Origin of the sequence: Shewanella sp. MBTL60-007, assembly GCF_019654915.1 — a bacterium.
In the GTDB taxonomy this organism is placed as follows: domain Bacteria; phylum Pseudomonadota; class Gammaproteobacteria; order Enterobacterales; family Shewanellaceae; genus Shewanella.
In genome coordinates this window covers 19,719-32,296 of record NZ_BPET01000029.1, presented here as the reverse complement: position 1 = coordinate 32,296, position 12,578 = coordinate 19,719, and the positions used below count along the sequence as shown (strand labels likewise).

The 12,578-nt window shown below is 45.9% G+C and carries 12 protein-coding genes and 2 tRNA genes; 6 read left to right on the top strand and 8 right to left on the bottom strand.

Annotated features, from left to right (window positions below; genetic code table 11):
- Positions 1 to 29: 29 nt before the first annotated feature.
- Both K5Q92_RS12555 and K5Q92_RS12550 read left to right on the top strand, forming a co-directional pair.
- The gene (locus tag K5Q92_RS12555) at positions 30 to 692 is read left to right on the top strand and encodes an SDR family NAD(P)-dependent oxidoreductase (RefSeq protein WP_220769342.1); all 663 of its coding nucleotides are present in this window, start codon (positions 30 to 32) and stop codon (positions 690 to 692) included.
- Between the two features lie 170 nt (positions 693 to 862).
- Entirely contained in the window at positions 863 to 1,216 is a 354-nt protein-coding gene (locus K5Q92_RS12550) for a hypothetical protein (RefSeq protein WP_220769341.1), read from the top strand.
- Between the two features lie 7 nt (positions 1,217 to 1,223).
- Here K5Q92_RS12550 and K5Q92_RS12545 read toward each other — a convergent pair whose 3' ends face one another.
- Positions 1,224 to 1,850, bottom strand: coding sequence for a DsbA family protein (locus K5Q92_RS12545; protein ID WP_220769340.1), 627 nt, complete (start codon positions 1,848 to 1,850; stop codon positions 1,224 to 1,226).
- 265 nt (positions 1,851 to 2,115) lie between these two features.
- On the opposite strand from K5Q92_RS12545, the gene K5Q92_RS12540 reads away from it, so the two are divergent.
- Positions 2,116 to 2,550, top strand: coding sequence for a DUF3859 domain-containing protein (locus K5Q92_RS12540; RefSeq protein WP_220769339.1), 435 nt, complete (start codon positions 2,116 to 2,118; stop codon positions 2,548 to 2,550).
- A gap of 122 nt (positions 2,551 to 2,672) precedes the next feature.
- Here K5Q92_RS12540 and K5Q92_RS12535 read toward each other — a convergent pair whose 3' ends face one another.
- The 5 genes from K5Q92_RS12535 to tyrP form a co-directional block, all read right to left on the bottom strand.
- Complete coding sequence (locus K5Q92_RS12535) at positions 2,673 to 3,764, bottom strand: linear amide C-N hydrolase (protein WP_220769338.1); 1,092 nt, start codon at positions 3,762 to 3,764, stop codon at positions 2,673 to 2,675.
- Positions 3,765 to 4,041: 277 nt separating this feature from the next.
- Complete coding sequence (gdhA, locus tag K5Q92_RS12530) at positions 4,042 to 5,385, bottom strand: NADP-specific glutamate dehydrogenase (protein ID WP_220769337.1); 1,344 nt, start codon at positions 5,383 to 5,385, stop codon at positions 4,042 to 4,044.
- Positions 5,386 to 6,059: 674 nt separating this feature from the next.
- Positions 6,060 to 6,150, bottom strand: a tRNA-Ser gene (locus K5Q92_RS12525).
- 383 nt (positions 6,151 to 6,533) lie between these two features.
- Positions 6,534 to 6,624: transfer RNA gene (locus K5Q92_RS12520), tRNA-Ser, on the bottom strand.
- Between the two features lie 176 nt (positions 6,625 to 6,800).
- Positions 6,801 to 8,003, bottom strand: coding sequence for a tyrosine transporter TyrP (gene tyrP, locus K5Q92_RS12515; protein WP_220769336.1), 1,203 nt, complete (start codon positions 8,001 to 8,003; stop codon positions 6,801 to 6,803).
- A 430-nt stretch (positions 8,004 to 8,433) separates the two neighbouring features.
- Here tyrP and K5Q92_RS12510 point away from each other — a divergent pair, with 430 nt between their 5' ends.
- Together K5Q92_RS12510 and K5Q92_RS12505 are read left to right on the top strand one after the other, a co-directional pair.
- Positions 8,434 to 8,970, top strand: a complete 537-nt coding sequence (locus tag K5Q92_RS12510; RefSeq protein ID WP_220769335.1) for a TlpA disulfide reductase family protein — start codon at positions 8,434 to 8,436, stop codon at positions 8,968 to 8,970.
- A 10-nt stretch (positions 8,971 to 8,980) separates the two neighbouring features.
- Positions 8,981 to 9,505 carry a GNAT family N-acetyltransferase gene (locus K5Q92_RS12505; RefSeq protein ID WP_220769334.1) on the top strand — a complete coding sequence of 175 codons (525 nt, stop codon included), beginning with the start codon at positions 8,981 to 8,983 and terminating at the stop codon, positions 9,503 to 9,505.
- Positions 9,506 to 9,569: 64 nt separating this feature from the next.
- Here the strand turns inward: K5Q92_RS12505 and K5Q92_RS12500 are convergent, their stop codons facing one another.
- Together K5Q92_RS12500 and K5Q92_RS12495 are read right to left on the bottom strand one after the other, a co-directional pair.
- Positions 9,570 to 10,160 carry a hypothetical protein gene (locus tag K5Q92_RS12500; protein WP_220769333.1) on the bottom strand — a complete coding sequence of 197 codons (591 nt, stop codon included), beginning with the start codon at positions 10,158 to 10,160 and terminating at the stop codon, positions 9,570 to 9,572.
- Between the two features lie 86 nt (positions 10,161 to 10,246).
- Positions 10,247 to 10,786 (bottom strand): hypothetical protein, encoded by a 540-nt coding sequence (locus K5Q92_RS12495; RefSeq protein ID WP_220769332.1) that lies wholly within the window; start codon positions 10,784 to 10,786, stop codon positions 10,247 to 10,249.
- 222 nt (positions 10,787 to 11,008) lie between these two features.
- Between K5Q92_RS12495 and ubiD the strand changes: the two genes are divergently transcribed.
- A complete protein-coding gene (gene ubiD / locus K5Q92_RS12490) occupies positions 11,009 to 12,490 on the top strand; it encodes a 4-hydroxy-3-polyprenylbenzoate decarboxylase (protein ID WP_220769331.1) in 1,482 nt (493 codons plus the stop codon).
- The last annotated feature ends 88 nt before the right edge of the window (positions 12,491 to 12,578 follow it).

Genomic DNA, 12,578 nt, shown 5'->3' with positions numbered 1-12,578 from the left:
AAACCATTGAACAAAGAGTAAGGACCACTATGATACTTATAACCGGAGCTAGTAGCGGGTTAGGCGCAGCACTCGCTAAGCAATATGGCAAAGAAAGTCCAATTTGCATCAGTGGTCGCAATAGTGAGCGTTTACAGGAAGTCGCCACAGACATCGGCCAAGCTTGCCAGACTCAAGTTACCGACCTAAGCGATGCCGATGACGTAGCGGCGCTATTCGATAACCTAGCCACGGTGCCATCGTTGATAATCCATAGCGCCGGCAGTGGCTATTTTGGCCCCATCGAAACTCAATCTCCTGAGGCGATAAAAGATCTCCTCAATAACAATGTCACCTCGGCGATTTTTTTACTGCGCGAGGCGGTCAAACGTTATAAAGATCAAAGCGTGACCGTGGTAATGGTGATGTCCACCGCGGCACTGGTCCCTAAAGCCGAAGAGTCCACTTACTGTGCTGCAAAATGGGCGGTAAAGGCACTAATTGAATCGGTACGCTTAGAGTTAAAAAACAGTCCGATGAAGCTAATTGCTGTCTATCCTGGCGGCATGGCCACCAGCTTTTGGCCAACCAGTGGCAAAAACGCTAATACCGATAGCTTTATGAGCGCTGATGAAGCTGCTGGTATGCTAAAACAGGCATTACAGAGCAGCGAACACGGCTACATTAGCGACCTCACTATCGCGCGTGGCTAATGAGTAAGATTAAGAGAGCAAGATTAAGAGAGCAAGATTAAGAAAGTAATATAGAGCGGATAGAGACGCTAAATAAAATGAAATCACTGCCGCGTTTTCTATACTTAATTACAGCTTAGCGTTTCAGATGCCGTTTAAAGATCGGCAGTGTTCCTAATCAAGGAGATTGAATGCGAACTTGCCTACTCATGCTGGCTTTTTCAGTTTTATGCCTTTTTATCGGCTATCACGCCTACCTGTTTATTATGCCCAGCGTAAAAGTGATTAATCAGTCTGGGCAGCTACTCACTCGAGTCGAAGTCAGCCTGCCTAGCAATAATCTGGTCTTTGATAATATCGCTCCGAAACAAACCATGCGAATTCACCATAGCACCGAGCAAGCCGATGGTGATTATGCTTATCGGATCCGCTTATCCTCGGGGGCTTACATTAATGGTCGTTGTGGCTATGTCACCCATGATCAATATATGAAAGTGCTGAAGCTGACTATCAATAACGATGATCAAGTGAGCTGTATTGAATAGTTAGAAGCTATTCGCTCAGTAAAGACGCTATCTGCTGAAAACTGGTTTGCCAGTTTTTATAATCAAGCTCGATAAGATAAAACTCGCCATTCACCAGCAGCACAATTGAGGGAAATCCTTGTATAGGCAGGTGCCGGGTACGACTGACCTCCTCCTCAAGTTTTCTCCTAGTCGCCTCACTATCCAGAGCTTGTGCAAATAGCTCGGCATCTAAGCCCAACTCAGCCGCGAGTTTAATTAATATCGCATTATCTGAGGTGTTCTTAGCCTCTAAATAGTAGGCCCTTTGTATAGCAAGAATCATCTCTTGTTCAAGGCCAATCTCTCTCGCTAACAGAGCGGCACGACAGGCGGGATAGGTTGAACGGCGAGGCTGGCAATCGCGCCAAAAAGCAAAGTTGAACTTAGTACCTAATTGCTCGGCGATCTTGTTCCATGTTTGCTGCAAAAATTGCTGCATATCGTCGGGCATAGGCTCGTCACTATCTGGAGCTAAGCCACCTAACTTATATTCGATACTGAGCTCAGGGTAAGTCATTTGCAGCTTAGATTGCAGCGCAGACCAAGTCGGCCTATACCCCCAACACCAGCTACACATAGGATCGTAAACGTAATACAGAATCGCTAAGTTCATTAAATGATATTTCCCTGTTCATTTTAGAACTCCTAGACTACCTAGCTAGATAAATATGTCTAGTAATTCAACCCACTGTGTTCACATATATCGATATATTATGGCGAAAAATAGTACTTTTACGGTGATTAGGCCTAATCAGGAGCTGAACTTAAAAGTTACCTTAGAGGCTTAGGAAACGATCTTATAAAAGCACTTCAAAACGTGAAAAGCCCCAACCTTTTAAGTATCATATACATACCACTCATCAGTTACAGCCCAATAAGTGTCTAAACTCAAGCCCGATGTCACTATTGTTCGTAGCGGTATCTTCACCCAGTGGGATGAGGAGAGCAGTAACCTACCCCGCCTATTAAAATCAACCATGCATATACCAGCCGAGATAGATATCGAGTTTGGTTTTATCGCCCAAATCAAGAAAGCTAAGAATCAAAAACTAAAATACTGCATCTATCATCCAAATATCCCCGATGATAATGGTCAGGTTCGTCCACCATTCGACGGCGAAGTGTTTGTAAAGTCCAACGACTGGAAATTTTATCTAGGCGACACCATCTGGGCTCCCGAGCATAATAAAGTCGGCAACTGGCGCATGACCCTAGAGCTTAAAGGCAAAGTCATTGCCGAGAAGACCTTTAAAGTGCACTTGAATGAGGAAGAAGACAAGATAGCAGCTTTTTGGAAGCACAGAGGATTTTAATGGGTCTCCTACGGCAAAGCTCGTAGTGACAACGAGTTCGGCGCTGTACAACAAACCTCACTCACTTTCTAAGTACGCGTCTTTGATAGCTCAAGTGAGCCTTGAGCTATCATTTATCCACTTTACTGAGTGTGAACCGTCACCTCTCGATAGCTAAACTTGCCGTTATCTAACTTCTGTTTACGCTCCTGCTTGGCGGTAAAATCCAACTGATTCAAGTCTACTCGCTTAATCGTGCTGTCATGCATGGTCTTATAAAACAGCAGCCCATTACTCTGATCGATAACCGAGGTCCATTGGGTTGCACTGGGCAAGGCTGGTATATGAGACTTATCATTAAACTCACTGCCGATAGGAATATCGAAGTTATTTAAGATATGGAACGCCTGTGAAACGGCTTGCTCCGCACTGTTTAAAGTAGGAGCGGTATTAACGTAAAACGCCGCCCGCACGAATCGCGATGGTGGTGAGATATCCCCCGGTAAGCCGACAAAGTTAGAGCCGACACCAAAAGATTGCGCCTCGACACCGTTAATCTTCTGTGGTGGACTGATACCTGGGTGTAAGTTGATGTAGTTGTTGAGGTTGGTTACCTGCCAATTGTAATCCGGAGAGTTGGTTAGCACCTTAGCCGTGTTCTTATGGATATTGATCTTGCCGTGATCCATGATTTCAATCACTATGCTGTTGCCCTGTTTATCAGACACACGCCAGTGCGCCGTTGGCGAGGGGTTACCTTGCTGATCGAAATAAACGGTGACAATCTTGATTTTATCTAATGCTGCTTCAACCTCGGCAACTGTTTCAAACTGACTGAGCATCCAACGTACAAAGTCCATATCGGTGATATTATTTGCAGTCTGCTTAGGATCGTACTTGGCCAAAGAGCCATAATTACGGAAATAGAATAGTCCGGCGGTCAGTCCTTTCTCGTTAATCCCCTCGGCAATAAAGCGATCGTCACTCACCGAGATCCCAGCAAAGCCATATTTGCTTTTCCAGGTGAGGCCTTGCTGCTGATCCGGCATAGTCGAGGTATATTGGTAATTACGAGGCGAGACAACCAGCTTACTATTGAGGTCGCTATGCCCCCATTCGATAGTGCGCGCTTGGATCTGATCGTTGGCCGTAGTTGATAGGGTGATGCCGGTACAGGCACTCGCGTTATAACTGAAAACCGAGGCAAAAACTAAAGCGAGTAGTGATTTTTTCATGATTTCAATCTTATACAGTTAGTATCAATTTATGCGAAAGGAGATAGCGATAACCAGTCCGATTTAGGGCCGTTCGATTGCTACCCAACAAGCTAAAAGTACACCCGAAAAGTTGAAATAACAAAAGGTTTCACAGCATATTACCCAAACAACCTGATAGTGTTGAGAACAAAAAGCTACACCATCACCATTTAACCGTAAGTTTCCCTGCGAATTAAATATGCCACAGTAGAAAACAAAAAAGGGCCAGACGGCCCTTTTCATCAATCAAATTCGCTTAGTAGACGCCCTGCGCCTTCATCGCATCGGCCACTTTCACAAAGCCTGCTACGTTAGCACCTAATTCATAGTTGATGTGCGTACCTTCACGGCCATATTGCTCACAGGTGGCATGAATAGAGTACATGATATCGCGCAGACGCATATCGACTTCGTCACGGCTCCAGCTTAAACGCAGCGCGTTTTGGCTCATCTCTAGACCAGAGGTGGCAACCCCACCCGCATTAGCCGCCTTACCCGGTGCGAACAGTACTTTTGCTTCATGCATTAACGCAATAGCTTCAGCCGTGCTTGGCATGTTTGCCCCCTCTGCAACCATCTGCACGCCATTGGCAATCAGCATTTTGGCATGTTCGCCATCCAGCTCGTTTTGAGTTGCACAAGGTAGCGCAACGTCAGCCGCAAACTGCCAAGGCGTACCGCCAGTCACGTACTCTAGACCATTCTCATAGGCGTAATCGGCAACACGTCCACGACGTTCGTTTTTAACTTCCATCAACTTAGCAAGCTTCTCTGGGGTAAAGCCTTCAGGGTCAAACACCACACCGCTTGAATCTGATGCAGTAATGACTTTACCGCCCATCTCCATCGCTTTTTCGATAGCATATTGCGCCACGTTACCCGATCCCGATACGGTAACGGTTTTGCCTTCTAAGGTTTCACCCTTAGCTTTTAGCATGGCTTCCACAAAGTACAGCAGGCCGTAGCCAGTCGCTTCTGGACGAATTAAGCTGCCACCGAAAGATAAGCCTTTACCGGTAAACACACACTCTGCGCTATTAGTCAGCTTCTTCATCATGCCTGTCATGTAGCCAACTTCACGTGCACCCACACCGATATCACCAGCTGGCACATCGGTATCTGCACCTAGGTGACGGTGTAGTTCAAACATTAAGGCCTGACAGAAGCGCATCACTTCACCGTCACTCTTGCCCTTAGGATCGAAGTCACTACCACCTTTACCACCGCCCATCGGCAATGTAGTTAATGCGTTTTTAAAGGTCTGCTCAAAAGCCAAGAACTTAAGAACCGACTGATTAACAGAAGGATGGAAACGCATACCGCCCTTGAATGGACCGATCGCCGAGTTGTGCTGAATACGGAAAGCACGGTTAACCTGCACCTTTCCTTGATCATCGACCCAAGAAACACGGAACTGGATCAAGCGCTCAGGCTCAACAAGACGCTCTAAAATACCCGCATCTAAATATTCAGGGTGCGCAGCAACAAAAGGCCAGATAGAAGTAAGCACTTCTTTTACAGCCTGCAAGAATTCAGGTTGGTCAGGGTTACGGACAGCAACGGTAGAAAGAAAACTATCGAGAGTCAGATCGCAGCTCATTTTGGTGCTCCAGGGTATACAAAGAATTGAGATTACTACTGCTTGGAATGCGCTGTGCTTACATGCAGTTTTATTTTGTGAAATGGTTTATATCAGTAATTGATGGTTAATGAATACAATACTTTACTGAACCTGTGTGTTTCCTCAAGAAAATTAAACATTCTCCCTAGACAAGAATTATTCAGCAATAAATTAGCCATAAAAATGAGAAATCACTAATTTTGTATGCCATATCAACGATCAAGCTACAAGGTTGACTTCAATAAGGTTATCAATCGCCGATTAAAGCAACAAAGCCTAAGAGGCAGCCCCCTGTTACACAAAACTGTTCACAAAAGACAGCCTATCAGTATCTATAGATAACGCAGAGGTAGCTGACCTTGAGTAATAGGAACCCTAGGTTCAATTTTACTAACGCTACAACGAAAAAGAGCTAGTCTTTCGACTAGCCCTTCATCTTGAATATGGCGCAGAGATAGCGGCTCTAAACAATAGGAACCCTAGGGTTCAACTTTTATTTAAACATACGAAAAAGGGCTTCCATTACTGGAAGCCCTTTTTCTAAATATGGCGGAGGGATAGCTTATTTTAAACTACAGGAACCCTAGGGTTCAAAGTCGGACTTCCTAAATGCGAAAAGGCCCCAGCATTTCTGCTGGGGCCTCATCTAAATATGGCGGAGAGATAGGGATTTGAACCCTAGATGGGCTACAAACCCATGCCGGTTTTCAAGACCGGTGCATTCGACCACTCTGCCATCTCTCCGAACGCCGCAGATAATAAGGATACTCGACTTCAATGTAAAGCCCAATTTGAACTGAATGGTCAAAAAATGAAAAGTTCTACTCACTTTTAGGGGATTGAGCTGCATTTATTCTCAAAACCTTACTGCACTCGTACAAATAACCAGCGCTAGCCTCTAGCGGAGAGGAACAAAAGTAATTCAGAGATAGCGGCTCTAAACAACAGGACCCTAGGGTTCAACTTTTATTTAAACATACGAAAAAGGGCTTCCATTACTGGAAGCCCTTTCTCTAAATATGGCGGAGGGATAGCTTATTTTAAACTACAGGAACCCTAGGGTTCTTCTTTATAAATCGCAGATAGCAAAAAGCCCGTTACCTTGCGGTAACGGGCTTTTCTATGTATGGCGGAGAGATAGGGATTTGAACCCTAGATGGGCTACAAACCCATGCCGGTTTTCAAGACCGGTGCATTCGACCACTCTGCCATCTCTCCGAACGCCGCAGATAATAGGTGTCATCGGCTGCAATGTAAAGCCTAATTTTATTCTAATCGCTCGAATGACTAAAAAACCAGCCAATCTCGTAAATTAATACTTAATCAGCTACTTTTCAATCAATTACTCCGCTAATAAATCGGAGAATAAGCCACTCTATCGCTTTTAGTGGAGATCAGCCAACCGAAGGTAGTAGGTTAAACATCTGCATCAACTGTACGCTAATGATCAACACACCGGCTAATGCCGCCGCAGCTAAACCTAAGTTACCGCCTTTTACCCTATATCCCTCTAGCCCCTGTTGCTTACGCTGTGCAGCAACCATGGCGACAGGTAAGAATACCGCTAAAATCACTAAGGCAAAGGCAGCATAACCTAGCGCAGTGATAAATCCTTGAGGGTAAAACAAGGCAAACCCCAGTGGTGGCAAGAACGTCACTAGACCGACTTGTAGTCTGTGGCTAGGCTTAGCACTGCGTTTAAGCAGATCAGAAATAAAGTCAAACAGACCTAAACTCACCCCAAGAAATGATGTCGCTAAGGCGAGATCGGCAAAGATCGATACCGCACTAGCAATCATAGGATTTTCGAGTATACGGCTCAGAGAACCAATAAAACCATTCAGGCTTTGGCTAGCCATTAACTCCTGCTGTGGCAGTACGCCCTGACTCGCTAACATCCACAACACATAAACCATTAAAGGCAATGAGGAACCAACAACGATGATCCAGCGCAGTGCCTTGGTATCTTTACCTAAGTAGCGTACCACCGACGGAATGGAGCCATGAAAGCCGAAAGAGGTGAAGATAACAGGTAGAGACGCAAGCACTAAACCTTGATGCACTGGCAACTCAACCAAGTTTTCCACCGAGACATGGGGGAGCAACAGAAACAACATCACCACCAGCGCAATTAGCTTAAGTGAGAATAGACTGCGATTAATCAAATCCACCGAGCGTGTACCAATGGCAACCACTGCGCCGATCAACAAGGTAAAAATGATCGCTCCCGCTTGCATCGGCAGGTCGAGCCCAAACCAGCTCGTTAACTTACTGTGCATCTGCTCTCCTCCACCGGCGATATAAGCCGCGCAGAGAGCGTAAAATAGAAACATCATCGAAAAGCTAGCAATGACCTGACCTTTACGACCCAGTAGCTTATGGGCCAAGGTGTGCAGCGTGGCATCGATAGGCGCATGTTGATGCACTTCAATCATAAGCAGTGCGGTATAGGTCATCAAAGACCAAATTAACAACATGATTACGCTGGCCATACCAAAGCCTAGACCCGATGCAGCGAGAGGTAATGCCAACATACCCGCACCGATTGTCGTACCAGCGATAATTAGCATACTGCCGAAGATTTTACTTTTGTTCATTTATGGTGTTCCAAATTAAAGATAAAGAGTTCGGAACAGGCTTTGATGGTGGCCAACTTCCGAAAGAAAATGGAATTGCCACAATGGAGTGATTTAAAGCATGAGGGGGGGATGAAATAACCTCTATCTACGCCATTGTGGCTATAGATAGTAATAGGCTTCTATGGGTGTTAATAACACGTAATTTTCCTTGATAGATTCTGTTAATCAATAACTTAACGAACATAATGATATATGAACCACCACGATATGTTGTCCTCGCTCAACTGTCAACAACCCTGTTATATTTATTGTTAAAAGCCGATACCACGCGTGCTGGCGACGAGTACCTTTCAGTGCCAGAAGCGTAACCAAGTTACACGCTGTTGCAAGCTAGGCTTATACATTCCGTTAAAGCTCTGTTATTTTAAAGACCTATTAAAGAGAATGGATGCCAAACGTGAAAGCCCTTAGCACAAAAAAAACCATTAGCTGGGAAAAAGCACTAAAACTGTCTTTTGCCAGCCTATTGCTGTTCACCATTTCAGGCTGCACCAGTGCACCAACTCCAGTTGAATACCTCACCTATGTTCAGCCCGGTGACAGCGCGCCTGTTACTCGATTCGTTGACACTCAAGGCAATGTGCAGGATCTCAATGAGTCTAAAAACAATAAACTACTGATCTTATTTGCCACTTGGTGCCCCGACTCACAACGCACCTTGAAGCACCTAGTTAACTCTGATCTACACCTAAGCCCTAACGTGGATATCATAGGTATCGGTCGCGAAGAGACAAGTGACGTCTTAAATAAATTTGCCGCCGAATATGAGCTTAACTTCGCTTTAGTGGCCGATACCGATAGACAGATCTACGGTCAATTTGCCAATGCAGGCATTCCAAGGCTGATTTTGCTAGATGCCGATAACAAAGTAGTTAAAACCATTATCGGTGAGACTGAAAACGCAATCACAGACCTTGTATGGTAAAGGAAAACCAATGAGCAAATTCATAACCCAGACACAGAGATTAATCATTAGAGAGTTTAATCTCGATGATACCCAAGCCGTCTATGATTTTAATGCCGACGAACGAGTTAACCTCTATACCGGGGATGCTGGCGTCATTCAGTCGATGGCGGATGCCGAACGTATCATTCGTGATATTTGGCTGACAGAGTATTTACAATTTGGTTATGCCCGCTGGGCCATCGTCTTAAAAGAGAGTAATCAAGTGATTGGTTTTTGTGGCTTTAAAAATGATTATCGCATCAATGAAACCGATATCGGTTATCGCTTAGCTCCCGAACATTGGGGCAAGGGTTATGCCACAGAGGCCAACCAAGCCTGCATTGAGTACGCCAAAGCCAAGATGGATCTCGACTATATTGTCGGTGATGTGGTCGAGCAAAACCAAGCTTCAATCAATGTACTATTAAAGCTAGGCATGAAGTTCAATAAACGATTCGATGACTCAGGATTTAAAATTATCCGCTACGATATGTATCTAAAGGCAAAGAGTTAACGCTTCATACTCCACAGCTCCTAATCTAAGCCAGCTAATAGGCTCCTAGTACTAATGGAGCCTATTAGCTGGCGAGCTCTTTAATTTGAGTGTCACAGAGCTGGGCCGTTGAAGGGCTAATATTGTTTAGGTGCTCTATCAACTTAAAACACAGTTCAATATATTGAATCGCTTCTGCCCCGCCCACTTCATAGCCCACCGCATGAGCAACCCGATTACGCAATTGGCGCAGTTCACTGAATAGCTTTCCCTGTTTGGTATCAATCAAGGCTTCACTGATCAAGATATTCTCAATGTGTTTATATCGGGTATTTTTATCTAAGGTGATGTTATCGCAGTGAGACTTGATCAAGCGTTCGGCCGCTAAATCAACCTGCTCCCAAGCCTCTATGATGGCGGAATTGGGCAAGTGGTTAGCAGAGGCGATAAGCATGGACTTTTTATCGGTTTTCAGTTCAGGAAAGACCCCCTGAGCCTGCTCAGTTACTGCCTTAAGTCCCTCACCAAACTCCACTTCCAGTTCTCTAAATTTCAGCTTTTTAGCCAAGGGGATCAACTTAGAGATAGGCCGCCTTAAGGTGATAACGGCAAACACTAGCACTCCGGGCCAGACAAGCTTATCCAGCAGTTCTATGGTGAACTCCATCCAACTCATTCAGTATCTTTCCATGTATTAGCTGTTTTCTGCGTTCAGGGTACCAAGTTTCACCGCCAGAATAAAATGGCGCTCTAGCAGTTATTTTACCTTTTGCTAGGTACCTGTTGGTAGGTCTTAGAATCCCAGTCATACACATACTCAATGCCCTGCCACTCATAAAGTGTACGGCCATCTCTTTGGATCACACGCGCATTATCAGGCAAACGAGTCAGTCCGGTTGAATAGCTGACACTAGTGGTCACCCGCTCGGGCGTCGCCACCACTTTAGGTTTGCGCGGCTTATATTCACTTCTATCATAACGATAGGGATACACATAGCGGCTGTTATAGCGATAAGGGTAGCCCCAGCGCCAGTTGTAACCAGGACGCCAGCCCGGACGGTAATAACGACTACCATAAGGATAACCGTACCAACCATTAGACACGCCAACGCTCCAGCGCCAAGGATCACGGTAATCATGATTACTCCAACCGACACCAACACTTACGTTATTGATCATCGATGAATTGGCAAAGAGGTATCTGTGCTGTTGCTGGGCAAGCTGACTCGGTTGCGCGACAGCAGCCGCACTCGATGCACCTATGACCAAAAGGAAACTCAGGCTCCATTTGACTGTATTCATAGCCGTCCTCCTCGATAAGTTCGCCATAACCGACTAGTTAATCTTACGCTTAATCACCCGATTCGCCAATGTTAGGCCCCCCGCCTCCCCCCATAACAGGCAGCAGTTCAGTATTCACTGAATAATTTCGATGCCACGCTTTGATGAACAAGCGTTTAACGCACGTTGGAATAGTGCTATAGTGCGCGCCATATCACAGTTTATAGCGATGAGAATTCCCCTATGAGTTTTAAGGATTTGCGTAGCTTTATAGCCCACTTAGAAAGCAATGGTGAGCTTAAGCGTATTAGTCATCCCGTCGATCCTCATTTGGAAATGACAGAGATTGCCGATCGTGTATTGCGTGCCAAGGGCCCAGCTCTGTTATTCGAAAATCCTGTCGGCAACGACATGCCGGTGCTGGCTAACCTTTTTGGTACCCCAAAACGGGTTGCAATGGCATTAGGTAAAGAAGATCCTATCGCGCTGCGCGATGTTGGCGAGCTACTGGCTTTCCTAAAAGAACCCGAGCCGCCTAGCGGCTTTAAAGATGCCATCGCTAAGATCCCAATGTTTAAGCAAGCCTTGAACATGCCGCCAAAAACTGTTCGTAACCCAGCTTGCCAAGAAGTGGTAAAAACCGGTGACGATGTTGATTTAACTAAGCTACCAATTCAGCACTGTTGGCCGGGCGATGTTGCACCGCTAGTCACTTGGGGCTTAACTATCACTAAAGGGCCAAGGCAAAAGCGCCAGAACTTAGGCATTTATCGCCAGCAATTGCTCGGCAAAGACAAGTTAATTATGCGCTGGCTTGATCATCGTGGCGGCGCATTAGACTTTAAAGATTTCAAAGAGAAGCATCCAGGTGAGCGCTACCCAGTAGTCGTTGCCTTAGGCGCAGATCCAGTCACCATTCTAGGTGCGGTAACACCGGTTCCCGATGCCATGAGCGAATATGCTTTCGCAGGGCTTTTACGTGGTGAACGCACCGAAGTCTGTAAAGCCATCAGTTGTGATTTAGAGGTGCCCGCCACCAGCGAGATCATCTTAGAAGGATATATCGATCCTGAAGAGATGGCCGAAGAGGGTCCCTACGGTGACCACACAGGTTATTACAACGAAACCGACTCTTTCCCTGTATTTACGGTGACCCATATCACCCACAGAAAAGATGCGATTTACCATAGCACCTACACCGGCCGTCCACCAGATGAGCCCGCGATGCTCGGTGTGGCACTAAACGAAGTGTTTGTGCCGATTCTGCGTAAGCAGTATCCAGAGATAGTCGATTTCTACCTGCCGCCTGAGGGCTGCTCTTACCGTATGGCGGTGATTTCGATCCGTAAGCAGTACCCGGGCCATGCTAAACGGGTAATGATGGGCGCATGGTCGTTCCTACGTCAGTTTATGTACACTAAGTTCATCGTGATAGTGGATGAAGATGTGAACTGCCGAGACTGGAACGATGTGATCTGGGCGATTACTACCCGCATGGATCCCAAACGCGATACAGTGATGATAGATAACACCCCTATCGATTACCTCGACTTTGCCTCACCGATCGCCGGTCTCGGCTCTAAGATGGGAATGGATGCCACTAATAAGTGGGAAGGTGAAACCGACCGCGAATGGGGTACGCCTATAGTGATGGACGAAGCGGTTAAACAGAAAGTCGATGCCATCTGGGGCGAGCTAGGCATAGATGACGCCCCGACCCTATAGGGAATACAGGGCTAACCAATTAGCTAAGCTCGATATAGCCTGCTTAGCAGGCTAAAAGATTAATAGTGAATAAGCTTCCAAAGAGAAG